Raw genomic sequence first — 22,568 nt, forward strand, 5'->3', positions numbered from 1 at the left:
GCGGAAGCTTGTGTGAAACTTGCGTAAAGCTTGCCGCGGAGCGTTTCCCGGAGGACGAGCGCGTGGCCACGCGGAATGGCGCCGCAACGCAACACAACGGCGCGAGGTCGGCCGTTTCAACCGTCTGGATAGGATCTGGAATCGCGAAGCACGGCGCTCACTCGAGCGGCAGCACCGCCGTCGCTTCGATCTCGATCTTGGCCGCGGGCTCGACCAGCCGGACCACCTGGACCGCGGCCATCGCCGGGAAAATGCGGCCGAAGACGTCGCGATAGGCGGCCCCGAGGCCGCGCGGATCGGCGAGATATTCGTCGATGTCGGTGACGTACCAGGTGAGGCGGACGAGGTGCTCAGGCCCGGCGCCCGCTTCCGCGAGAATCGCCCGGATGTTCTCGAAGGCCTGACGGGCCTGATCGACGAAGGCGGGCGGAAACCGGCCGGCTTCGTCCCATCCGACGACGCCGCCGGTGACCACGAACCGCCCCTCGGCGGCGATGCCGTTCGAATAGCCCTTCGGCCGCGGCCAGCCGGGCGGCTGGAGAACTTGATGGGGGCTGCCCGCGGCGACGCCGGGGGCCGTGTCGCGGTGGCCGTTCAGGGCCGCGCCGGCCGTCTGCGGCGTGTCGCTCTTGCTCAGCTCCATCTCGGTGCGTTCCTCTCGCTTCGCGTTCATTCGGCCGCGGTGGCGCGCGGCGCGGGCTCGTCGCCGCGGGCGTGGCGGCGCGGGCGGGCCTTGATCTGCAATTCCCGCGTCTTCTCGGCCAAGCGGGCCGATTCGCGGAACGCCTGATCGCGGCCCGGCCAATATTGCTTCGGCCAGTCCTGCCCCCGCGCCCCGTACCACGCTTCGGCCTGGTGGGCGAACATCGGATTCCACAGGTGCGGCCGGGCGAGCGCGACGAGGTCGGCGCGGCGGGTGTGCAGGATGGTGTTGACCTGGCCCGGCTCGGTGATGGCGCCGACCGCCATCGTCGCAAGCTTCGGCACGTTGCGGATCGCTTCGGCGAACTGGACCTGGAACATGCGGCCATAGACCGGCTTCTGGTCGGACACGGTCTGGCCGGAGGAGACGTCGATGAGGTCGCAGCCGGCGTCGCGGAAGGCCTCGCTGATCGCGAACACGTCGGCCTCCGAGACGCCGCCTTCCTTCCAGTCGCAGGCCGAAATGCGCACCGACATCGGCCGTGCCTCGGGCCACACCGCCCGCACCGCCGAGAACACCTCGAGGGGGAAGCGCAGCCGGTTCTCGATCGGGCCGCCGTAGTCGTCGTCGCGCCGGTTGGTCAGCGGCGACAGGAAGGAGGCGAGCAGGTAGCCGTGGGCGCAGTGCAGCTCGAGCATGTCGAAGCCGGCGCGGGCGGCGCGCTCCGCCGCGGCGACGAACTCGGCCTTGATGCGGTCCATCCCGGCGCGATCGAGCTCGGCCGGTGCCGCGCTCACCCCCTCGATCCACGGCAGCGGCGAGGCCGAGACCAGCGGCCAATTGTGCTCGGGCGCCGGCAGCGGATGATCGGCCTTTTCCCAGCCGACCTGGGTCGAGCCCTTGCGGCCGGCATGGCCGAGCTGCATCGCGATCTTCGCCGTCGAATTGGCATGGACGAAATCGACGATGCGCGTCCACTGCGCCTCGTGAGCGTCGGTCCACAGGCCCGGGCAGCCCGGGGTGATGCGGGCATCCGGGGCGGGGCAGGTCATCTCGACGAACATCAGGCCGGCGCCGCCGAGCGCGTGCGAGCCATAGTGGACCAGATGCCAGTCGGTGAGATTGCCGTCGGCGTCCGCCGAATATTGCGCCATCGGCGCCATCACCACCCGGTTCGCCAATTCCATGCCGCGCAGGCGGAAGCGGGTGAACATCGGCGTCGGCCGCGTCCGGCGATAATCGTCGCCGGTCTCGCGATAGAGCCGCTCGTAGAATTCGGTGTCGGCCGCCTCGACGAATTTGGGGTCGCGGACGATGAGGTTGTCGTAGGTGATCGACTTCGCCCGGCACATCACCACCATGGCGAACTGCATCGGGTCCATGTCGAACGAGCGGTTCATGTGCTCGAACCAGGCGAGCGACACGTCGGCATTGTGCTGGATGATCTGGCAGGGCGTGCGGCGCGCCTTGTCGTAGGCGGCGAAGGCGGCGCCGATGTCGGTCTCGGCATGGGCGACCACGGAATCGGCGAGGGCGATCGCGCATTCCATCGCGAGCTTGGTGCCCGAGCCGATCGAGAAGTGGGCGGAGGCCTTGCCGTCACCCAGGATCACGATGTTCTCGTGGGACCAGCGTTCGCAGAAGATGCGCGGGAAGCGGCGCCAGAAGGAGCGGTTGAGGAGGAGCGGATGGCCTTCGAGCTCGTCCGCGAAGATCGCCTCGAGCTTGGCGCGCGACCCTTCCTCGTCGAACTCGGTGAAGCCGTGGCCCTGCCAGCAGGCCTCGTCCATCTCGAACACCCAGGTCGAGCGGTCGGCCTCGTATTGGTAGGTGTGGGCGCAGATCACGCCGTGAGGCGTCTCGCGGAAGAAATAATTGAACTCGCTCATCGGACGGGTCGAGCCCATCCAGCAGAAGCGGTTCGCCTTGAGCGCGACGGAGGGGCGGAAGGCGTCGCGGAAATGTTCGCGGATCGGCGAGTTGATGCCGTCGGCGGCGACGATGATGTCGGAGCCGGCGAAGCGGGTCGACAGTTCCGCCGGGTCGATGCGCTCGCCGAAGGTGAGCTCGACGCCCACCTGCCGGCAGCGCGTCTGCAGTATCTCCAGAAGCTTGATCCGCGACGTGCCGCAGAAGCCGTTGCCGGCGCAGCGGATTTCCTCGCCCTTGTAGTGGATCGCGACGTCGTCCCAGTAGGCGAAGTGGTCGCGGATCTCCTCGTAGGAGGCGGGATCGCGGGACAGGAATTCGTCGAGGGTGTCGTCGGAGAACACCACGCCGAAGCCGAACGTGTCGTCGGCGCGGTTCTGCTCGAACACCTCGATGAGCCAATCGGGCCGCGCCTTCTTGGCGAGGAGGGCGAAGTAAAGTCCACCGGGACCGCCGCCCACAACCGTGATCCGCATCGCTCCGGCTCCCTCTCGCGCAGTGGCTGTCTCGATGTTAAAATTTTAGCTCTAAATATTTTATATGTAAAGTATATCAGAGCGCCGTGTGCGCCCCCGCCGGCGCCGGCGCCCTCTCGCTGCGGCCACCCCGCGGTCCTCGCGCAAAGGTGTTGATTCACCGCAATGTCCCGTTCCCGCTCCGCGCTAGGCTCCGGATCAATCCGGGCAGGCCCCGACGACGCCGCGGTCCTCGCGGTGCACCGGCCGCCCGGTCCGGCCGGTGCGAGAGCGATCCCGCATCATCCGCGCCGAGACATCCGACCGAGGAGGAAGAACCATGCGGGTCGAGACACTCATGACGACGCCGGTGCTCGGGATCCTGCCGAGCGCCTCCATCGGCGAAGCGATCCGGACCATGCTGTCGCGGCGGATCAGCGGCCTGCCGGTGATCGACGAATCCGGCGCCCTCGTCGGCATCGTCAGCGAGGGCGATCTCATCCTGCGCGGCGAATTCGGCACCGAGAGCAACGCCAGTTGGTGGACGCAGCTTCTCAAGGGCTCCGGTCAGCTCGCCTCCGAATATGTCCGCGCCTACGGCCGCCGTGTCTCCGACGTGATGACGACGGACGTCCAGACCATCCCGCCGGGCGCCCCGATCGCCGAGGCGGTCAAGCTGATGCAGCAGCACCGCATCAAGCGGCTGCCGGTCGTCGAAGGCGGCCGGGTAATCGGCATCCTGTCGCGGGCCGACCTGCTCGCGGAGCTCGACCGGCTGATCACGACGCCGCAGCCGACGCCCGACGACAACGCCCTCAAGGCGGCGATCGAAAAGAGCCTCGCCACCCGTCCGTGGGGCGGCCTGATCGACGTGCAGGTCAAAGCCGGCGAGGTCCATCTCACCGGCACCATCTTCGACGACCGGGAGCGGCGGGCGGCGATCGTGCTCGCCGAGAACGCGCCGGGCGTGAAGAAGGTGGTGGACGATCTCGTCTGGATGGAGCCGATCTCGGGCACCGTGCTCGCCCCCTGAGGCGGATTTCGCTCCTAGACCGACGGCGACGACGGCACGGCGCGGGCCCACCGCGCCGTGTCCCGGACAGACGATGAGGCTCGCGCCATGCATGCGATGGTCCTGCGCAAGGTCGGCACGCCGCTCGTCGGTGAGGACCGGCGCGATCTCGTCGCCGGCCCCGGTGAATTGCGGATCCGGGTCGAAGCCTGCGCGGTGTGCCGGACCGACCTCCACGTCGTCGACGGCGATCTGCCGAACGTCCCCGTCCCCATCGTGCCGGGGCACGAGATCGTCGGCCGCGTCCTCGATGTCGGCCCGGGCGCCGACCGCGCGCTCCTCGGCCGCCGCGTCGGCGTGCCCTGGCTGGGCCATACCTGCGGCACCTGCCCCTATTGCGCGTCGGGGGCGGAGAACCTCTGCGACCGTCCCCTCTTCACCGGCTACACCCGCGACGGCGGCTTTGCGACCGAGGTCGTCGCCGATGCGGCCTTCGCCTTCCCGATGGACGGCTTCGCCGATCCCATCGCCGCTGCACCGCTGATGTGCGCAGGGCTGATCGGCTGGCGCTCGCTGAAGGCGGCCGGGCCCGCCGCCCGCCTCGGGCTCTACGGCTTCGGCGCCGCCGCCCACATCCTCGCCCAGGTCTGCCGCTGGCAGGGCCGCGAGGTCTACGCCTTCGCCCGTCCGGGCGACAAGCCCGCCCAAGACATGGCGATGGCGCTCGGCGCCCAATGGGCCGGCGGCTCGGACGAGAAGCCGCCGGTAGAGCTCGACGCGGCGATCCTATTCGCCCCTGTGGGCGCCCTGGTGCCGACCGCGCTCGCCGCCGTCCGCAAGGGCGGTCGCGTGGTGTGCGGCGGCATCCACATGAGCGACATCCCGTCCTTTCCCTACAGCCTGCTCTGGGAGGAACGGCAGATCGTCTCGGTCGCCAACCTGACCCGGGCGGACGCCACCGAATTCCTCGCCCTCGCGCCCCTCGCCCGCATCGAGACGCGCACCCACCTCTATCCGCTCGCCGCCGCCAACCTCGCCCTCGACGATCTGCGCGCCGGCCGCTTCCAGGGCGCGGCGGTCTTGGTGCCCGACGCCGCCTGAGCGCGCTTCAGGCCGGTCCCGCCATCCGTCGCAGCACGTTCGCGGTGATGCGGCCGACGGCGTTGTCGCCCCCCGCATCGGGCAGCGCGCCGATCCACGCCACCGATCCGACCGAGAAGACGAAGCTGCCGTCCGCGCCCGGCACCAGCACCATGTCGGCGGCGACCGCCACATCGTCCCCGGGCACCGGGCGATGGGTCGGATCGGCCTCGTAGCCTTCGTCGAAGCCGTCGGCGCGGGCGAGCACGATCGTCTCCGTGGGGCTGCCCCAGTCCGGGCTGACGCGGTCGAGCTCGTAGCCCGCGGCACCGCCGAGCACGGTGCCCTCTGTGCCGAAAACCTCGTCCGCGACGCCGTCGAACACCCAGGCGGCCTTATGATCGCGCGAACCGGGCAGACGCCGGTAGGGCTGCGCGGCGGAGAACCCCATCGCCGCCATGCCGATGCCGAGGAGGCGATGCTCCGGCCGGCCGTTCGCGCGCCACAGGCCGCCCACCGCGCCGGTGAGCGCGAGCCGGCTCTCGCCCGGCCGGTCGCTCCAGGTGCGAATGCCGGCGGTGCCGCGGCGCACCTCGATCAGGTCACCCTGGCGCGCCGTCACCCAATAGAAGCCGTTGCCGCCGAGATAAGCGAGACTGCCGCCCTGCGCGCGGAACGCCGCGACTGCGTCGAGCATCGCGGCGGTCCAATATTCCGGATGGCTGCCGGTGACGAGCCCGCGATAGCCGGCGAGGCGCTCCGGCCCGCCGGCATCGAGGTCGTGGTCGGTCAGCACGTCGAAGGCGATGCCCTGCGCCCGGCAGAAGCGCAGCAGCCTGAGATCGACGGGGAGGAGGTGGCCGCAGCCGCAGAGCGGATAGACATAATCGTCCCGCAGCGTCGCGAGCGGCCGCCGCACCGAGGCGAGGCTGACGCCGCTGCCGTCCGAATGGACGTCGTAAAGGCTGACGAGGCCGTTCGCCCGGGCGAAGCGATGGCCGCGATCGTCCGCAACCCACGGAAAGACCTCCGGCGGCAGCGCCTCGTCGGCATAAGCGAGGTAGGTGAAGGTCGGGATCAGGATCGCGATCGGCGCCCGCGGCGCCGCCGGCACGACGAAGAAGGGGATGCGCTCGCGCGCCACCGCCGTCTCGATCTCGACCGCGTAGACGCCGCTCGGCGCATCGGCGGGAACGGAGACGGACGCGCCGACGGGCCAATCGGCGTCTGCGAGATCGTCGGCGTGGAGGTGGACGGCGTCGAACTGATCGGGTGCCATCGCCGCATCGCTCGAGCCGTCCCAGCGCGGCGAGGGCACCGCGAAGGTCGGGGCGTTGTGGACGGCGAGCGCCGGGCCGGTTCCGAGGCGATCGGCGAGGGCCGACGGCTGGCCGACCGGCTCGGGACGCCAGGCGTGGAGGATCGGGCCGTCGGCCCCGTCGCGGAGCACGACGCGGCCGATCCGAACGTCGAGCGACCGCACGGCGGGATCGAAAGGGGCGCCGATGCGGAAGGCCATCACGGGGTTGGCGGCCGGCGATGCCGGGGCGTCGACGGCGTTCTCCAGCGGGCGCCCGTCGAGGCGCGCGGCGACCATCTGCCCCAGCGCGAGGCCCGCGGTATGCCAGGCGCCGAGAACGGGCGCGCCCGCCGCCGCGAGAAGGTCGCCGGACTCCCCCGCGAGACCGAGCCGGCCGTCGGCGTCGAACTTCAGCGCGCGATCCGGGCATCCGATCAGCGTCCGGCCCGCCGGCGGCGCTTCGAGGCGGAACTCGACATGGAGCCATGGATCGGCCGCCGCGATCGGTGCCGAGAACGTCGCCTCCAGCCAGGAGCCGATCGTCAGCGTCGCGGGCATGAGATCCGGCAGCGGCGGATCGAGCGCGAAGCCGGGCACCGCTTCATCCTCGATGAGCGACACGACGCGGACCCGCACGGCGGGACCTTCGCCGGAGAGATGAACGGAGGCGCTCGCTCCGGGCCGCACGCTCCACGGCGCGACATAGCCCGCGACGGCGAGATCGCGGTGATCGACCGGCTTCTTCATCGGACCTCCGAAGCGTGACGCCATCCCGTCCGCCACCGCCGAGGACAAGGCGGCGGACGGCGCCGGCGTTCATCGCACGGACGCGCCCGGCTGTCCGCCCCTCCTTCCGTCTCCGAAATTTTTCGCCGCGCATGTCACAGCGCCGCCCCCCGCCTCGTCTTGTCCGTGTCGCCATCGCGACGCAGTCAACCGGCCATGAAGGAGAGCCGCCATGTACCCCCGTCTCAACGCCCATCTCGTCGCGCCCGAAGCGATGAAGCCGATGTTCGCCCTCGAGGCCCATATCGCGGGCTGCGGGCTCGAGAAGAGCCTCATCGAGCTCGTCAAGACGCGTGCCTCGCAGATCAACGGGTGCGCCTTCTGCGTCCACATGCACACCCGCGACGCCCGCGCCGCCGGCGAGACCGAGGAGCGGCTCTATCTCCTCTCGGCGTGGCGGGAATCGCCGCTCTATAGTGAGCGCGAACGCGCCGCCCTCGCCTGGACGGAAGCCCTGACCCTGCTGCCGCAGACCGGCGCTCCGGACGAGGATTACGAGGGCCTGAAGGCGCACTTCACCGAGGTCGAGATCGTGAACCTGACGTTCCTCGTCGCCACCATCAACGCCTGGAACCGGTTCGGGGTCGGCTTCCGCCTCGTCCACCCGGTCGCCCGGCCGGCGGCGGCCTGACGCCATGACCGGTCCCGTGCCGCCCGCCGCCTCGGACGCCGCCGCGCGCTTCGAGCCGCTGCGCCGCCGCCTCGTCGGGCTCGCCTACCGCATGCTGGGTTCCCGCGCCGAGGCGGAGGACATCGTCCAGGACGCCTATCTGCGCTGGCACGGGACCGACCGCGAGGCGGTCGAGGACGCGGGCGCGTTCCTCAAGCGCGTCGTCACGCGGCTCTGCCTCGATAGACTCAAGGCGGCGCGGACCCGGCGCGAGACCTATGTCGGGCCGTGGCTGCCCGAACCGGTGCTCGCCGAGGACGTCCTCATCGATGCCGGCCCCTCCGGCATCGCCCACGATGTCGGGGTGGCGCTGATGCTCGCGCTCGAGCGGCTGAGCCCGCTCGAGCGCGCCGCCTTCCTGCTCCACGACGTCTTCGAACTCGGCTTCGACGAGGTCGCGCGCATCCTCGACCGCGACCCGTCCGCCTGCCGGCAGCTCGCCGTGCGCGCCCGCGATCACGTGGCGGCGGCGCGGCCGCGCTTCACGGTGTCGGAGAGCGAGGGGCGGCGCATCGCCGACGCCTTTCTCGCGGCGAGCCGCGGCGGCGATCTCGCCGCCCTGCAATCGATGCTCGCCGCGGACGCGGTGCTCCACACCGACGGCGGCGGCAAGCGCTCCTCGGCCCTGAACCGCGTGTTCGGCGGGGACAAGATCGCCCGCTTCTTCGCCGGCCTCGCCCGCAAGAACCGCCCCCCGAGCGCCGTGCGCCCCGCCACCATCAACGGCCTGCCCGGCTTCGTTACGATCGAGGCGGACGGCGTGCCCCAGACCACCGCGTTGGAGATCGGCCCCGCGGGCATCACGGCGGTCTATATCGTCCGCAACCCCGACAAACTCGGGCACATCCGCTGACGGGGCCACGCCCAGGTGCGGATCGCTTCTCCGTATGGGGCCACGACCTCTCCGAACCCTTCTCCCCGCCTGCGGGGAGAAGGTGGCGCGGAGCGCCGGATGAGGGGTTCTTCCCTTGTCTTCCTTTCGTTTAAGCAACTGATATAAAAAAGAAAGGTCCCCCTCATCCGCCCCTTCTGGGCACCTTCTCCCCAACGGGGAGAAGGAGACGGCGGCGCCGTGGAACCATGGGCGACAGTCTGCCCTCCCGGGCCGGATGGAGACGTAGGCGCGCGCGAGATTTTTCCAGCGAGGCCCCACCACCTCCCCCCGCACTGCCGGTACTTTACATATGTAATGTTATAACATAACTTATTTCGGACTCGGCGCTTCCGATTGACGGCACCCGAAGGCCATGACACGTTTCGTCTCAGCCACGGTCTCCCGAACCGCAAGATCGGGAGCTAAGAGGGAATCCGGTGCGCCGCACGGCAAATCCGGAGCTGCCCCCGCAACTGTCGGCGGCGAGTCGTCGTCCTTTTTTCGTCACTGGCCTCGCACGAGGCTGGGAAGACCGGACGACGGTGAAGACCCGCGAGCCAGGAGACCTGCCGTGGCCGGCCGTCCCGAAAGGGGCGCGTCCTTTGCCATCCTCGGGCGGGGTGCCCGCGGGATCGCGCGCGGCCCCGTTCCCCTGCACGCCCGAGATGGGTGCGCCGGCGAAGGGAAGGCCGCCCGTGTGACCGTGCCGCAGCCCCCCCGACAGCGCTTCGGAAGGTTCGGCCGGTGATCTCCCCTGTTCCCCTCGGGGCCCGACAACCGCTTCTCGATGCGGCCGGCGTTTCGTTCGCCGTCGGCGGCACGGCGTTGCTCGACGGCGTCGATCTGACGATCGGCCACGGCGAGCGGCTCGCCATCGTCGGCCCGAACGGGGCGGGCAAGACCACGCTTCTGCGCCTGCTCTGCGGCCGGATCGCGCCGACGCGCGGCCACGTCCGTCTCGACGGCCGCGAGCTCGCCCGTATCCCCCTCGCCGAGCGCGCCCGCCGGATCGCCGTCGTCGGCCAGAACGACCAGCCCGATGCGCGCCTCACCCTGACCGATTATGTCGATCTCGGCCGCACGCCCCACCGCGCCCGCGGCTCGGCCGAGGCCGACCGTGCGGCGGTCGCCCGAGCGCTCGCGACCGTCGGCCTCGGCGCCCTCGCCCACCGGGCGGTCGGCACCCTGTCCGGCGGCGAGCGGCAGCGCGCCGGCCTCGCCCGCGCCCTCGCCCAGGAGCCGACGCTGCTCGTCCTCGACGAGCCGACCAATCATCTCGACCCCCGCGCCCGCGCCGACCTGCTCGATCTCGTCCGCGATCTCGGCCTCACCGTGATCGCCGTGCTCCACGATCTCGCGCTGGTCAGCCCCTTCGCCGACCGCGTCGCGGTGCTGCAAGGCGGCCGCGTCGTCGCCCTCGACCGGCCGTCGACGGCGCTCGGCCGCGGCATCGTGCGCGCGGTGTTCGCCATGGATTGCTTCCCCGTCACCAACCCGACGACCGGGCGCCCCCTTCTCGTCTTCGACACCCCCGCCGCCTGATCTCCCGTTCCGACCCTCCCGCTCCCTTCAGAGAGACCCATGATTCTGTCCGCCTCGTCCGGCGCCCGCCGCGCCGCCGCCACCCTCCTGTTCGCCGCCGCCTTGCCCGTCGCCTTGGCCACCGCCCTGCCGGCCGCGGCCCAGACCTTTCCCGTCACCGTCGAGAATTGCGGGCGCACGCTGACCTTCGACGCGCCGCCGAAGCGCGCCGTCATCAACGACATCAACATGAGCGAGATGGCGTTCGCGCTGCATCTCCAGCCGAACATGATCGGCGTCACCGGCATCACCGGCTGGTACAAGGTGACGCCCGCCTTCAAGGCGGAGCTCGGCGCCATCCTCGAGCTCTCACCCAAATATCCGAGCCTCGAGACGCTGGTCGCCGCCGATCCCGATTTCTTCTTCGCCGGCTGGTATTACGGCATGAAGCCGGGCGGCGAGGTGACGCCGGACACGCTCGCGGCGAAAGGCATCAAGACCTACGTGCTGACCGAGAGCTGCGCCCAGGTCGACAAGAGCCGGCCGCCGGCGAGCATGGACCTGCTCTACACCGACGAGCTCGCGCTCGGCCGCATCTTCGGCAAGGAGGCCGACGCCAACGCCCTGGTCGACGGCTGGAAGGCCCGCCTCGCGACCGTCTCCAAGGCCGTGAAGGACGCGCCGCGCACCACCGTGTTCGTCTACGATTCCGGCGAGGACAAGCCGTTCACCGCCGGCAAATTCGCGATGCCTTCGGCGATCATCGACGCCGCCGGCGGGCGCAACGTCGTCGGCGACCTGCCGATGAGCTGGGGCACCACCTCGTGGGAGGACGTCGCCGTGCGCAACCCGCAATTCCTCATCCTGCTCGATTACCAGGACGGCGGCGGCTACAAGAAGCTGCTCGATTTCCTCGAGGCGCACCCCGCCATGAAGGAGACCGACGCGGTGAAGAACAAGCGCTTCATCCCGCTGCGCTACGAGCAGCTCACGCCCGGGCCCGCCAACATCGAGGCGGTCGAGAAGCTCGCCCGCGCGCTGCACCCGGACGCCTTCAAGGCGGATGCGGCGGCGGCGCCGGCCGCGGCGCAATAGGCCTCGCGATGCACGGCCGGTCCCTCGCCCTCCTCTGGCTCGGCGGCGTCCTCGTGGTCGCCGCACTCGCGATCGCCGGGATCGCCGAGGGATCGACCCCGCTCGCCTTGGGCGACGTCGCCCGCACCCTCGTCGGGCGCATCGTGCCCGGCGTCGCCGACGGCGTCGCGGCCCCGGTCGCCCGCATCGTGATCGATCTCAGGGTTCCGCGTGTTCTCCTCGCGATCGCGGTCGGCGCGGGCCTCGCCGTCGTCGGCGCCCTCCTGCAAACGACGACCCGCAACGACCTCGCCGATCCCTTCCTGTTCGGCCTCTCCTCGGGCGCGGCGGCGGGCGCGGCCTCGGTCATCACCGTGTTCGGCGACCGGCTCGGCATTTGGACGCTGCCGATCGCCGCCTTCGCCGGCGCCCTCGTCGCCGCCGCGGCGGTGCTCGCCCTCGTCACCAACCAGGAAGGGCGCGGCCCGGAACGGCTGGTGCTCGCGGGCCTCGCCGTCTCCTTCCTGTTCGGCGCGCTCACCACCTATCTCGTGTTCGCCGGCGACCAGCGCGCCGCCTATTCGGTGCTGTTCTGGTCGGCCGGCGGGCTCGGGCTCGCGAGCTGGGACAACCTGCCGCTCGCGGCCGCCGGTGCCGGCGTCGCGATCCTCGCCGGCCTCCTCCTGCGCCACCGGCTCGACGCCATGCTCGCCGGCGAGGACACCGCCCGCTCTCTCGGCGTCGATGTCGGGCGGCTGCGCCTCGTCGTCTTCGCTCTCGCCGCGCTCTCGACCGCCGCCCTGGTCGCCCTCTCCGGCGTGATCGGCTTCATCGGGCTGATGGTGCCGCACATCGCCCGCGCCCTCGCCGGCGTGCGCCACGGCGCGCTCGTGATCACCTCTGCCCTCGTCGGCGCCGCCGCGCTCCTCGCCGGCGATCTCGCGAGCCGCACCCTGCTCGCGCCCCAGGAGCTCCCCGTGGGCATCGTCACCGCCTCGGCGGGGCCGTGTTCGTGCTCGCCATGCTGATGCGGCGCTGACAGGGGCGTGAATTGGGCCGATTTCGGGCAAGCCCGCGGCCACCGCCCTTGACCTCGCTCCGATCCGGACCCAAAAAGCGGCCCACGTTTTAAGAAAATTGCGTGCGCTTCCCAAGGAGACGGTCATGAAGTTCATGAAGTGGGCGCTCGTCGCCGCGGCGCTCGGTGCGTCGAGCGTCGCCGCGCAGGCGGCCGACATCAAGATCGGCGTCGCCGAGGCCCTGTCCGGCCTCGCCGCCCAATACGGCGCGGCGATCCGCAACGGCTTCACGCTCGCGGCCGACGAGATCAACGCGAGCGGCGGCATCAACGGCGACAAGATCGTGCTCGTCGTCGAGGACGAGCAGGGCAAGAAGGAAGAGGCGATCAACGTCTTCAAGAAGCTGATCTTCCAGGACAAGGTGCTGATGCTGTTCGGCCCGACCCTGTCGAACTCGGCGCAGGCGGCCGATCCGATCGCCCAGGCTTCGAAGACCGTGGTATTCGGCACCTCGAACACCGCCGACGGCATCACCTCGATCGGCGACTACGTGTTCCGCAACTCCGTGACCGAGGCCGACGTGCTGCCGGTGACGCTCAAGACCGTCGTCGAGAAGGCCGGGGTCAAGAAGGTCGCGGTGCTTTACGGCAACGACGACGTCTTCACCAAGTCCGGCTACGACAATTTCAAGAAGGCGCTCGAGGCGCAGAACATCCCGGTTACGACGACCGAGACGTTCGCCAAGGGCGACGTCGACTTCAAGGCCCAGCTCACCAAGATCAAGGCCTCGAACCCGGACGCGATCGTGCTCTCGGCGCTGATCGCGGAGGGCGCTCCGATCATGGTGCAGGCCCGCCAGCTCGGCATCACGCTGCCCTTCATCGGCGGCAATGGCATGAACTCGGTCAAGATCTTCGACCTCGCCAAGGGCGCCGCGGACGGCCTGTGGGTCGGCTCGCCGTGGTCGATCGGCAACACGACGCCGGAGAACACCGCCTTCATCGACGCCTACACGAAGAAGTTCGGCAACCCGCCGGACCAGTTCGCCGCCCAGGCCTACGACGCGCTGCACATCACGGCGCAGGCGCTGAAGAGCGTGAAGCTGTCGGGTGATCTCGCCGCCGACCGCAAGGCGGTGCGCGACGCCCTCCCCGCGGTGACCTGGACCGGTGCCACCGGGCCGTTCAAGTTCCGTCAGGCGACCAACAAGGCGGGCAAGCCGGCCGGCTACGACGCCGACCAGACCCCGATCGTGATGGTGACGAAGGACGGCAAGTACACCATCGTCAGCGGCTCGTGACGGCGCGATCGGCCTCCCCTCCCTTCTCCCCGCTCGCAGGGAGAAGGGGGCCCGAAAGGGCCGGATGAGGGGCCAAGTTCACCCCCTCATCTCGGCACTCCAAGAGAAATCCCCTCATCCGCCCCTCCGGGGCACCTTCTCCCCCGCGGGGAGAAGGGTCCGCGCCGCGGAGGAACCCTGACGATGGCGCAATGACGGGGAGAGGTGGTCGCGCTCTCGCCACCGCACTCCGCGCCCCTGATGCCGATCCGCCTCCGGCGCGTCCCCGATCCCCATCCCGCCCGGCCCTCGGGCGGGATTTCTCGAAGAAGACCCCCGCGATGCTCGCCCAACAGCTCGTCAACGCCCTCTCCCTCGGCTGCGTCTATGCCTTGTTCGCGCTCGGCTTCACGCTGGTGTTCGGGGTGCTCGGCATCATCAACCTGTCCCACGGGGCGGTCTTCATGGTGGGAGCCTATGCGGCGCTCGAGGCGGTGACGGCGCTCGACCTGCCGCTTGCCGCCGCGCTCGTGCTCGCCTTCGTGGCGAGCGGGGTGCTCGGGCTTCTCATCGATCTTCTGGTGCTCGCACCGCTCAGGCGGCGAAACGCCCCCCATCTCATTCCGATGATCGCGACGATCGGCTGCGCCATCGCCCTCAACAGCGCGGCCCAGGGGCTGTTCGGCGCCGACAATCTGCGCTTTCCCGACGGGCTGGTGCCGAGCGACGCGCTCAGCCTCGGCGACATCACCGTGACGCCGGTCGAGATCGGCATCGTCGTCGCCTCGTTCGTCATCATGGCGCTGATGCTGATCGTGCTGCGCCGCAGCCAGGTCGGCCGGGCGCTGCGCGCCATCGCCGAATCCCCAAAGGCCGCCGCCCTGCTCGGCATCAATGTCGAAGGCCTGTTCCGCGCCACCTCGTTCATCGCCGCCGGGCTCGGCGGCGCGGCGGGCGTGATGATCGGGCTCTATTCCAACGCGGTCTATCCGCTGATGGGCCAGCCGATGCTGCACAAGGGCATCGCCGTCATCATCCTCGGCGGCATGGGCGACATCCGCGGCGCCCTGATCGGCGGCCTCTTCCTCGGCTTCGCCGAGGTGTTCGCGGTCGCCTATGTCGGCTCGACCATGCGCGACGCGGTCGCCTTCGGGCTCCTGTTCCTGATCCTGCTCGTCCGCCCCCAGGGGCTGTTCGGCAAGGTCGCCGAGCGCAAGGCCTGACCCGATGGACGCGCTTTCCGCTCATTTCGACGAGTTCTGGTCGGTCTATTCGAACCTCGTCCTCTCGCTCGGCATCAACGCCCTGCTCGCCCTGTCGATCTGGCTGACGCTCGCCTGCGGCCTGCTCGCCATGGCGAACGCCGCCTTCATGGGCATCGGCGCCTACACCGCCGCCCTGATGACGATGAACTACGACACGCCGTTCGCCGCCTCGCTCGCCGGCGGCATGATCGCGCCGGCCTTCGTCGCCCTCGTCATCGGCATCCCGGTGCTGCGCCTCAACGGCGTCTATCTCGCCATGGCGACGCTCGGTTTCGGCGAGGTGGTGCGCGTCGTCATCCTCAACACGGAGGACCTGACCGGCGGCGCGCTCGGCCTCAACGGCATCCCCCAGCTCACCGAATGGTGGCACGTGGCGCTCGCCGTCATCGTCGTCGTCTTCGTGCTGCACCGCCTCAAGGTCTCGAAGGTCGGCCGCGCCTTCGAGGCGATCAAGGCGGACGAGACCGCGGCCTCGCTGATGGGCATCGACGTGCGCGCCCACAAGCTCCTCGCCTTCGTGCTCGGCGGCGCGATCGCCGGGCTCGCCGGGGCGCTCAACGCCCACCTGACCTTCTTCATCGGCCCGCAGGAATACGGCTTCGACCGCGGCGTCGAAATCCTGACCATGGCGATCCTCGGCGGCACCGGCGGCATCGCCGGCCCGGTCATCGGCGCGGTGTTCCTGACGCTGCTGCCGGAAGTGCTGCGCGGCCTGTCCGATTTCCGCACCATCGTGAACGGGCTGATCCTCGTCGTCGTCGTGCTGTTCCTGCCCAAGGGGCTGTGGGACCCGGCGCGGTTCCGCCGCCTCTTCGGCCGCCGCGAGGTGCGCCCGTGCTGAGGCTCGACACGGTTTCCAAGCGCTTCGGCGGCCTCAAGGTGCTCGAAGACGTCAGCCTCGAGGTGCCCGAGGGCGAGATCTTCGGGCTGATCGGGCCGAACGGCGCCGGCAAGACGACGGTGTTCAACCTCATCACCGGCCTGATCGCGCCGACCTCGGGCGCGATCACCCTCGACGGCACCTCGCTCGTCGGGCTGCCGCCCCACAAGATCACCCGGCGCGGGATCGCCCGCACCTTCCAGAACATCCGCATCTTCAAGGAGATGAGCCTCATCGAGAACGTTCTCGTCGGGGTTCACCGCCACATCCGCTACGGCGCGGCCGGCCTCCTCTTCTCGCTGCCCGGCTACCGCGCGGCCGAGCGCGGCGCCCGCGAGCGCGCCCACGAGCTGCTCGGCTGGGTCGGCCTCGACGCCAAGGCCTCCGAGATCGCCGACAACCTCTCCTACGGCGAGCAGCGGCGGCTCGAGATCGCCCGCGCCCTCGCCACCGAGCCGAAGCTACTCCTGCTCGACGAGCCGGTCGCCGGCATGAACCCGGCCGAGAAGACCGAGCTGATGGAGGCGATCACCGCCATCAACCGCCGCGGCTTCACCATCTTCATGATCGAGCACGACATGCGCTTCGTGATGGGCCTGTGCCGGCGCATCGCCGTCCTCAATTTCGGCAGCATCATCACCTGCGACCGGCCGGAGGCCGTGCGCGCCGACCCGCGCGTCATCGAGGCCTATCTCGGCCGCGACGACGACGCGCCGGTGAGGGGCGCGGAGGCCGGTCGATGAGCGCGCTTCTCGAAGTCTCCGGCCTCGCCGTCGCGTACGGCCACGTCCAGGCCGTGAAGGGCATCGATTTCTCCCTCGCCAAGGGCGAAGTGACGACCCTCGTCGGTGCCAACGGCGCCGGCAAGTCGACCACCCTGCTCGCCCTCTCCGGCCTGGTGCCGAAGGCGGCCGGCAGCATCCGCTTCGAGGGCGAGGACATCACGCGTCTTCCCGCCCACCGCATCGTCGACCGCGGCATCGTCCAAGTCGCCGAGGGCCGGGCGATCCTCACCACCATGAGCGTGCGCGAGAACCTCGAACTCGGCGCCTATCGCCGCCGCGACCGGGCGGCCGCGAAGGCCGATTTCGACCGCATGCTCGATCTCTTCCCGCGCCTCAAGGAGCGGCTCGACGGCACGGCGGGCAACCTGTCGGGCGGCGAACAGCAGATGCTCGCGATCGCCCGCGCGCTGATGGCCCGTCCGCGCCTCCTCCTTCTCGACGAGCCCTCGATGGGCCTCGCGCCGCTGATCGTGCAGGAGATCTTCCGCATTCTCGCCGCCATCAACGCCGAGGGGCTGACGGTCTTCCTCGTCGAGCAGAACGTGCGCCAGGCGCTCAAGCTCGCCCGCCGCGCCTACGTGCTCGAAACCGGCGAGATCGTGCTCGACGGCACCGGCGCCGAACTCCTCGACCATCCCCGCGTGCTCGAAGCCTATCTCGGCGTTTGACGGTGGGGCGTCGGCGGAGCGAGCCCCTACCAACGGCTAATGGTGCCGCTCCGCTTGATCTGGCTCATTTCCCCGCGCCGCCCGATGCCCCATCCCACGCGAATGGGATAAGCTCGGGTGAGAAACAAGACCGGGGAAACGCCGTGAAGGACATTCTGGAGAAGCTCTCCGAGCGCCGGGCCAAGGCCCGGCTCGGCGGCGGCGAAGCGCGCATCGTCGCCCAGCACCGCCGCGGCAAGCTCACCGCGCGGGAGCGCATCGAGCTTCTTCTCGACGAGGGCTCCTTCGAGGAATTCGACACCTTCGTCGAGCACCGCTGCGACGATTTCGGCATGGAGAAGACGAAGGTCCCCGGCGACGGCGTCGTCACCGGCTGGGGCACCATCAACGGCCGTGTCGTCTTCGTGTTCGCCAAGGATTTCACGGTGTTCGGCGGCTCGCTGTCGGAGACCCACGCCCGCAAGATCACCAAGATCCAGGACATGGCGCTGAAGGCGCAGGCGCCGATCATCGGCCTGTTCGATGCCGGTGGCGCCCGCATCCAAGAAGGCGTCGCGGCGCTCGCCGGCTACGGCGACGTCTTCCACCTCAACGTCGCGGCCTCCGGCGTCATCCCGCAGATCTCCGTCATTCTCGGCCCCTGCGCCGGCGGCGACGTCTATTCCCCGGCGATGACCGACTTCATCTTCATGGTGCGCGACACGAGCTACATGTTCGTGACCGGCCCGGACGTCGTGAAGACGGTGACGAACGAGACCGTGACGGCCGAGGAGCTCGGCGGTGCGAGCGTCCACACGGTGCGCTCCTCGGTCGCCGACGGGGCCTACGACAACGACGTCGAATGCCTGCTCGACATCCGCCGCTTCATGGATTTCCTGCCCTCGAACAACGTGACCGGCGTGCCCGAATGGCCGTCGTTCGACGATCCGGACCGGGCCGAGCCCTCGCTCGACACCCTGGTTCCCGACAACGCCAACAAGCCCTACGACGTCAAGGAACTGATCCTGAAGACGGTCGACGAGGGCGATTTCTTCGAGATCCAGGCGGGCTTCGCCAAGAACATCGTGATCGGCTTCGGCCGCATCGAGGGCCGCACCGTCGGCATCGTGGCGAACCAGCCGATGGTGCTCGCCGGCGTGCTCGATTCCGACGCCTCCCGCAAGGCGGCCCGCTTCGTCCGCTTCTGCGACTGCTTCGAGATCCCGATCGTCACCTTCGTCGACGTGCCGGGCTTCCTGCCGGGCACGGCGCAGGAATATGGCGGCCTCATCAAGCACGGCGCCAAGCTCCTGTTCGCCTATTCCCAGGCGACGGTGCCGAAGGTGACGGTGATCACCCGCAAGGCGTTCGGCGGCGCCTACGACGTGATGGCCTCCAAGCATGTCGGCGCCGACGTGAACTATGCCTGGCCGACCGCCCAGATCGCGGTGATGGGCGCCAAGGGCGCGGTCGAGATCATCTTCCGCCAGGACATCGGCGATCCGGAGCTGATCGCCGCCCGCACCAAGGAATACGAGGATCGCTTCCTCTCGCCGTTCGTCGCGGCCGAGCGCGGCTATATCGACGAGGTCATCATGCCCCGCTCGACGCGCCGCCGCCTCGCCCGGGCGCTGGCGCTGCTGCGCGACAAGGCGGTGCCGCCGCCGCGGCGCAAGCACGACAACATCCCGCTCTGACCCAAGCCCGTCCGGATCCCCGCCATGTGCGCCGCGCGCGCCCATCCGAGACAGTGTTCGTCGGCCTGCCCGGGTGACAGCCCCGGGGGGAGCGCGGCCTCCGCCGTGGCGGGCCGCTCAGCCCGCCCGGTCGAGGCTTTCGACGGTGCCGAGGCCGGGGCCGCGCAGGGTCCGCTGACGGCGACCTTCCCGCTCGACCGCGCGAAAGACGCGCAGGAAATTGCCGCCGGCGAGGCCGACGACCGCGTCGTCGCTCCAGCCGCGGCGGATCATCTCGGCGATCAGGTGCGGGAAGCGGCCGACATGTTCGAGCCCGGCCGGCGTCGGCCCGCCGAAGAAGTCCGAGCCGATGCCGACGTGGGCGAGGCCGGCCTTGTCGGCGAGATATTCGATGTGGCCGGCGAGGTCTTCGAGGCTCGCCGGGGCGGCGGGGCTCTGTGTTCCCGCCGGGCGGATGAACTTCGGCACGAAGGTCGCCATGACGATCCCGCCATTGTCCTTCACGCGGGCGAGCACGTCGTCGGGCACGTTGCGGGGGTGATCGCAGAGCGCTCGGGCGTTCGAGTGGGAGAACACGACGGGCGCGGTCGAGATATCGAGCACCTGACGCATCACGTCGGCGGAGACGTGGGCGAGGTCGACGATCATGCCGAGCCGGTTCAGTTCGGCGATGACCGCGCGGCCGAAGGCGGTGAGGCCGCCGTGGCGCGCCCGGTCGGTCGCCGAATCGACCCAGTCGAGGGATTCGTTGTGGCAGAGCGTCATCAGGCGGGCGCCGGCGGCGTGCCAGATGCGCAACGGGGCGAGGCTGTTCTCGAGCCCGACGCCGCCCTCGACGGTGATGAAGGAGGCGATCTTGCCCGCCTTCTTGGCGCGCACCACGTCGCTCGCCTTGACGGCCGGCAGGAAGGTCTCCGGGTGGGCCTCGTTCATGCGGCGGATGAGGTCGATCTGTTCGAGCACCGCGCGGCCGGGATGCGGGATCGCGGTCGGCAGGAACGCCGCCCAGAACTGCGCCGCGACCTTGCCCTCGCGCAGGCGCGGGATGTCGGTGTCGGTTTCCTGGTGGGCGCGGTTGAGATCGTAGCCGACCACGTCGCCGCGGGCGGCCTCGCGGATAACCCAGGGCAGGTCGTTGTGGCCGTCGACGAGGGGGGCGGCGTCGAGCAGCGCGAGCGCCTTGTCGAGCGCGGGATCGGACCGGCGGGCTCCGGTCGGTGCGGTTTTGCTCACGAATCTCTCCCTCGCCGCGATGGAAGCGCGGACCATCCTCCCTCCGCCGGCGCGGCGCAAGGGTGGCGCGCGGGCGGGCGCCACCTCCCGTCCGCACGGCGCCCCACCCTCCCCTGTCAGGGGGAGGGTCGGCGGCCGAAGGCCGACGGGGTGGGGTCGCGGCGCCGCAGGCGCCGCCGGGCTGGACACGAGATCCGTTTCGCCCGTGGCACGCACCCCACCCCGCCGCTGCGCGGCGACCCTCCCCTGGCAGGGGAGGGTGGGGCGCCGTGTTTTTGGTTTCGGGCGTTTGTCGATCTCGCCCCACCCCCACCCCGCCTTCCCTCGTTTCCACGCTCTCCCCCTCGCATAAGAAGAAGCACGCGGCATGTTCCAGAAGATCCTGATCGCCAACCGCGGGGAAATCGCCTGCCGGATCATCCGCACCGCGCGGCGCCTCGGCATCAAGACCGTCGCGGTCTATTCCGAAGCCGATCGCGATGCGCTCCATGTCGAGATGGCCGACGAGGCGGTCGCCATCGGGCCGGCGGCGGCGGCGCAATCCTATCTCTCGATCGAGCGCATCGTGGAGGCGTGCCGCACAACCGGTGCCGAGGCGGTGCATCCGGGCTACGGCTTCCTGTCGGAGCGCGCCGCCTTCGCCGAGGCGCTCGAGGCCGCCGGCATCGTCTTCATCGGTCCGAACCCCAAGGCCATCGAGGCGATGGGCGACAAGATCGAATCGAAGAAGTTCGCGGCCGCCGCGAACGTCTCCACCGTGCCCGGCCATCTCGGCATCATCGAAAGCCCGGAGGAGGCCGTCACGATCGCCGGGCGGATCGGCTATCCGGTGATGATCAAGGCGAGCGCCGGCGGCGGCGGCAAGGGCATGCGCGTCGCCTTCTCCGACGGCGAGGTGCACGAAGGCTTCGCCCGCGCCCGCTCGGAGGCGGCGTCCTCGTTCGGCGACGACCGCGTCTTCATCGAGAAGTTCATCACCAATCCCCGCCACATCGAGATCCAGGTCCTCGCCGACAAGCACGGCAACGTCGTCTATCTCGGCGAGCGCGAATGCTCGGTGCAGCGGCGCAACCAGAAGGTCATCGAGGAGGCCCCCTCGCCGCTCCTCGACGCCGAGACGCGGCGCATCATGGGCGAGCAGGCCGTCGCCCTCGCCCGCGCGGTGGGCTACGATTCCGCCGGAACGGTCGAGTTCGTCGCCGGGCAGGACCGGTCCTTCTACTTCCTCGAAATGAACACCCGCCTCCAGGTGGAGCACCCGGTGACCGAGCTCGTCACCGGGCTCGACCTCGTCGAGGAGATGATCCGCATCGCCGCCGGTGAGCCGCTCCGCTTCGGGCAGGCCGACGTGCGGCTCGACGGCTGGGCGGTGGAGAGCCGCATCTACGCCGAGGACCCGACCCGCAACTTCCTGCCCTCGACCGGCCGGCTCGTGACCTATCGTCCGCCCGCCGAGGGGACGAGCGGCGGCGTCACCGTGCGCAACGATACCGGCGTCGAGGAGGGCGGCGAGATCTCGATCCACTACGATCCGATGATCGCCAAGCTCGTCACCCACGCACCGACGCGGAGTGCCGCGATCGAGGCCCAGGCGGCGGCGCTCGATGCTTTCGCGATCGACGGCATCCGCCACAACATTCCCTTCCTCGCCGCCCTGATGGCCCATCCGCGCTGGAAGTCGGGCGCGCTCTCGACCGGCTTCATCGCCGAGGAATTCCCGCAAGGCTTCACCCCGGCGGTGCCCGAAGGCGCGGACGCGTTCCGCCTCGCCGCCGTCGCGGCGGTGATGGACGACACCCTGAACCGCCGCAAGCGCCGGATTTCCGGGCAGATCCGTCACGCCCACGCGGTCCGTTTCAGCCGCGACCGGGTGGTGGCGCTCGGCGCCGCGAAACGCGCCTGCGAGATCGAGGACGGGCCGGGCGAGAGCCTGATCGTCTCCTTCGCCGACGGCCCGACGCTCGCGGTCGCGAGCCGCTGGCGGCCGGGGAGCCCGGTGTGGACCGGCACCGTCGACGGCAAGCCGATCGCCGTGCAGGTGCGCCTCATCCCGGCGGCGTGCGCCTCGCCCAGGGCGGCGCGGAAGCGGAGGCGCGGGTCTATACCGGGCGCGAGGCCGAGCTCGCCGCGCTGATGCCGGTCAAGGTGCCGCCCGACACCTCGAAATTCGTGCTCTGCCCGATGCCGGGCCTCGTCAAGGCGATCGCCGTGACCCAGGGCCAGGCGGTGAAGGCCGGTGAGATGGTGGCGATCGTCGAGGCGATGAAGATGGAGAATGTGCTGCGCGCCGAGCGGGACGGCACCGTCGCCCGGGTCGCCGCCAAGGAGGGCGACAGTCTCGCGGTCGATGCGGTGATCCTCGAATTCGCCTGATCGCGGGCGAAGTCCGAAGGAGCTGTGCCAATGACGGGCGGAGCCC

At 70.2% G+C, this 22,568-nt stretch carries 17 protein-coding genes, 1 pseudogene and 1 riboswitch; of the genes and pseudogenes, 14 read left to right on the top strand and 4 right to left on the bottom strand.

Annotation, left to right across the window (positions count from 1 at the left end; all coding sequences use genetic code 11):
• Positions 1 to 157: 157 nt before the first annotated feature.
• Positions 158 to 643, bottom strand: coding sequence for a RidA family protein (locus F0357_RS08110; protein ID WP_153479865.1), 486 nt, complete (start codon positions 641 to 643; stop codon positions 158 to 160).
• 26 nt (positions 644 to 669) lie between these two features.
• Positions 670 to 3,048 carry an oxidoreductase gene (locus F0357_RS08115; protein ID WP_153479866.1) on the bottom strand — a complete coding sequence of 793 codons (2,379 nt, stop codon included), beginning with the start codon at positions 3,046 to 3,048 and terminating at the stop codon, positions 670 to 672.
• A gap of 319 nt (positions 3,049 to 3,367) precedes the next feature.
• Here F0357_RS08115 and F0357_RS08120 point away from each other — a divergent pair, with 319 nt between their 5' ends.
• Positions 3,368 to 4,060, top strand: a complete 693-nt coding sequence (locus F0357_RS08120; protein ID WP_153479867.1) for a CBS domain-containing protein — start codon at positions 3,368 to 3,370, stop codon at positions 4,058 to 4,060.
• Between the two features lie 87 nt (positions 4,061 to 4,147).
• Entirely contained in the window at positions 4,148 to 5,140 is a 993-nt protein-coding gene (locus F0357_RS08125) for a zinc-dependent alcohol dehydrogenase family protein (RefSeq protein WP_153479868.1), read from the top strand.
• Positions 5,141 to 5,147: 7 nt separating this feature from the next.
• On the opposite strand, the gene F0357_RS08130 is transcribed toward F0357_RS08125, so the two are convergent.
• Positions 5,148 to 7,166: a N,N-dimethylformamidase beta subunit family domain-containing protein gene (locus F0357_RS08130; RefSeq protein ID WP_153479869.1), complete on the bottom strand. Its 2,019-nt coding sequence runs from the start codon at positions 7,164 to 7,166 to the stop codon at positions 5,148 to 5,150.
• Positions 7,167 to 7,377: 211 nt separating this feature from the next.
• Here F0357_RS08130 and F0357_RS08135 point away from each other — a divergent pair, with 211 nt between their 5' ends.
• The 11 genes from F0357_RS08135 to F0357_RS08185 all read left to right on the top strand — a co-directional run bounded on the left by F0357_RS08135 (position 7,378) and on the right by F0357_RS08185 (position 18,916).
• A complete protein-coding gene (locus F0357_RS08135) occupies positions 7,378 to 7,836 on the top strand; it encodes a carboxymuconolactone decarboxylase family protein (RefSeq protein ID WP_153479870.1) in 459 nt (152 codons plus the stop codon).
• A 4-nt stretch (positions 7,837 to 7,840) separates the two neighbouring features.
• Positions 7,841 to 8,728, top strand: a complete 888-nt coding sequence (locus tag F0357_RS08140) for a sigma-70 family RNA polymerase sigma factor (RefSeq protein ID WP_153479871.1) — start codon at positions 7,841 to 7,843, stop codon at positions 8,726 to 8,728.
• Positions 8,729 to 9,127: 399 nt separating this feature from the next.
• A riboswitch (cobalamin riboswitch) is annotated at positions 9,128 to 9,337 on the top strand.
• Between the two features lie 156 nt (positions 9,338 to 9,493).
• The gene (locus F0357_RS08145) at positions 9,494 to 10,291 is read left to right on the top strand and encodes an ABC transporter ATP-binding protein (RefSeq protein ID WP_312861506.1); all 798 of its coding nucleotides are present in this window, start codon (positions 9,494 to 9,496) and stop codon (positions 10,289 to 10,291) included.
• Between the two features lie 39 nt (positions 10,292 to 10,330).
• Positions 10,331 to 11,365, top strand: a complete 1,035-nt coding sequence (locus F0357_RS08150; protein ID WP_153479872.1) for an ABC transporter substrate-binding protein — start codon at positions 10,331 to 10,333, stop codon at positions 11,363 to 11,365.
• A gap of 8 nt (positions 11,366 to 11,373) precedes the next feature.
• Complete coding sequence (locus F0357_RS08155; RefSeq protein ID WP_312861507.1) at positions 11,374 to 12,372, top strand: FecCD family ABC transporter permease; 999 nt, start codon at positions 11,374 to 11,376, stop codon at positions 12,370 to 12,372.
• Positions 12,373 to 12,508: 136 nt separating this feature from the next.
• The gene (locus F0357_RS08160) at positions 12,509 to 13,663 is read left to right on the top strand and encodes an ABC transporter substrate-binding protein (RefSeq protein ID WP_153479873.1); all 1,155 of its coding nucleotides are present in this window, start codon (positions 12,509 to 12,511) and stop codon (positions 13,661 to 13,663) included.
• A gap of 320 nt (positions 13,664 to 13,983) precedes the next feature.
• Positions 13,984 to 14,865, top strand: a complete 882-nt coding sequence (locus F0357_RS08165) for a branched-chain amino acid ABC transporter permease (protein ID WP_153479874.1) — start codon at positions 13,984 to 13,986, stop codon at positions 14,863 to 14,865.
• 4 nt (positions 14,866 to 14,869) lie between these two features.
• Entirely contained in the window at positions 14,870 to 15,748 is an 879-nt protein-coding gene (locus F0357_RS08170) for a branched-chain amino acid ABC transporter permease (RefSeq protein ID WP_153479875.1), read from the top strand.
• Positions 15,742 to 16,530 carry an ABC transporter ATP-binding protein gene (locus F0357_RS08175; RefSeq protein WP_312861508.1) on the top strand — a complete coding sequence of 263 codons (789 nt, stop codon included), beginning with the start codon at positions 15,742 to 15,744 and terminating at the stop codon, positions 16,528 to 16,530. Before F0357_RS08170 ends, F0357_RS08175 begins: the two co-directional genes overlap by 7 nt.
• Positions 16,527 to 17,240, top strand: a complete 714-nt coding sequence (locus F0357_RS08180; protein WP_153479876.1) for an ABC transporter ATP-binding protein — start codon at positions 16,527 to 16,529, stop codon at positions 17,238 to 17,240. Before F0357_RS08175 ends, F0357_RS08180 begins: the two co-directional genes overlap by 4 nt.
• 143 nt (positions 17,241 to 17,383) lie before the next feature.
• On the top strand, positions 17,384 to 18,916 hold the full coding sequence (locus F0357_RS08185; RefSeq protein ID WP_312861509.1) for an acyl-CoA carboxylase subunit beta: 1,533 nt from the start codon (positions 17,384 to 17,386) through the stop codon (positions 18,914 to 18,916).
• Between the two features lie 117 nt (positions 18,917 to 19,033).
• Here the strand turns inward: F0357_RS08185 and F0357_RS08190 are convergent, their stop codons facing one another.
• Positions 19,034 to 20,149: a dipeptidase gene (locus F0357_RS08190; RefSeq protein ID WP_208948260.1), complete on the bottom strand. Its 1,116-nt coding sequence runs from the start codon at positions 20,147 to 20,149 to the stop codon at positions 19,034 to 19,036.
• Positions 20,150 to 20,516: 367 nt separating this feature from the next.
• Between F0357_RS08190 and F0357_RS08195 the strand changes: the two are divergent.
• Positions 20,517 to 22,522: pseudogene (locus F0357_RS08195) on the top strand (acetyl-CoA carboxylase biotin carboxylase subunit).
• Positions 22,523 to 22,568 lie beyond the last annotated feature (46 nt).

The organism is Segnochrobactrum spirostomi (assembly GCF_009600605.1).
Lineage (GTDB): Bacteria > Pseudomonadota > Alphaproteobacteria > Rhizobiales > Segnochrobactraceae > Segnochrobactrum > Segnochrobactrum spirostomi.

Excerpts from the sequence above, each read along its gene's own strand:
- F0357_RS08170 (WP_153479875.1), top strand. The coding sequence starts at position 14,870 with ATGGACGCGCTTTCCGCTCATTTCGACGAGTTCTGGTCGGTCTATTCG.
- F0357_RS08110 (WP_153479865.1), bottom strand. The coding sequence starts at position 643 with ATGGAGCTGAGCAAGAGCGACACGCCGCAGACGGCCGGCGCGGCCCTG.
- F0357_RS08135 (WP_153479870.1), top strand. The coding sequence starts at position 7,378 with ATGTACCCCCGTCTCAACGCCCATCTCGTCGCGCCCGAAGCGATGAAG.
- F0357_RS08115 (WP_153479866.1), bottom strand. The coding sequence starts at position 3,048 with ATGCGGATCACGGTTGTGGGCGGCGGTCCCGGTGGACTTTACTTCGCC.
- F0357_RS08180 (WP_153479876.1), top strand. The coding sequence starts at position 16,527 with ATGAGCGCGCTTCTCGAAGTCTCCGGCCTCGCCGTCGCGTACGGCCAC.
- F0357_RS08140 (WP_153479871.1), top strand. The coding sequence starts at position 7,841 with ATGACCGGTCCCGTGCCGCCCGCCGCCTCGGACGCCGCCGCGCGCTTC.
- F0357_RS08155 (WP_312861507.1), top strand. The coding sequence starts at position 11,374 with ATGCACGGCCGGTCCCTCGCCCTCCTCTGGCTCGGCGGCGTCCTCGTG.
- F0357_RS08130 (WP_153479869.1), bottom strand. The coding sequence starts at position 7,166 with ATGAAGAAGCCGGTCGATCACCGCGATCTCGCCGTCGCGGGCTATGTC.
- F0357_RS08120 (WP_153479867.1), top strand. The coding sequence starts at position 3,368 with ATGCGGGTCGAGACACTCATGACGACGCCGGTGCTCGGGATCCTGCCG.
- F0357_RS08150 (WP_153479872.1), top strand. The coding sequence starts at position 10,331 with ATGATTCTGTCCGCCTCGTCCGGCGCCCGCCGCGCCGCCGCCACCCTC.
- F0357_RS08165 (WP_153479874.1), top strand. The coding sequence starts at position 13,984 with ATGCTCGCCCAACAGCTCGTCAACGCCCTCTCCCTCGGCTGCGTCTAT.
- F0357_RS08160 (WP_153479873.1), top strand. The coding sequence starts at position 12,509 with ATGAAGTTCATGAAGTGGGCGCTCGTCGCCGCGGCGCTCGGTGCGTCG.
- F0357_RS08125 (WP_153479868.1), top strand. The coding sequence starts at position 4,148 with ATGCATGCGATGGTCCTGCGCAAGGTCGGCACGCCGCTCGTCGGTGAG.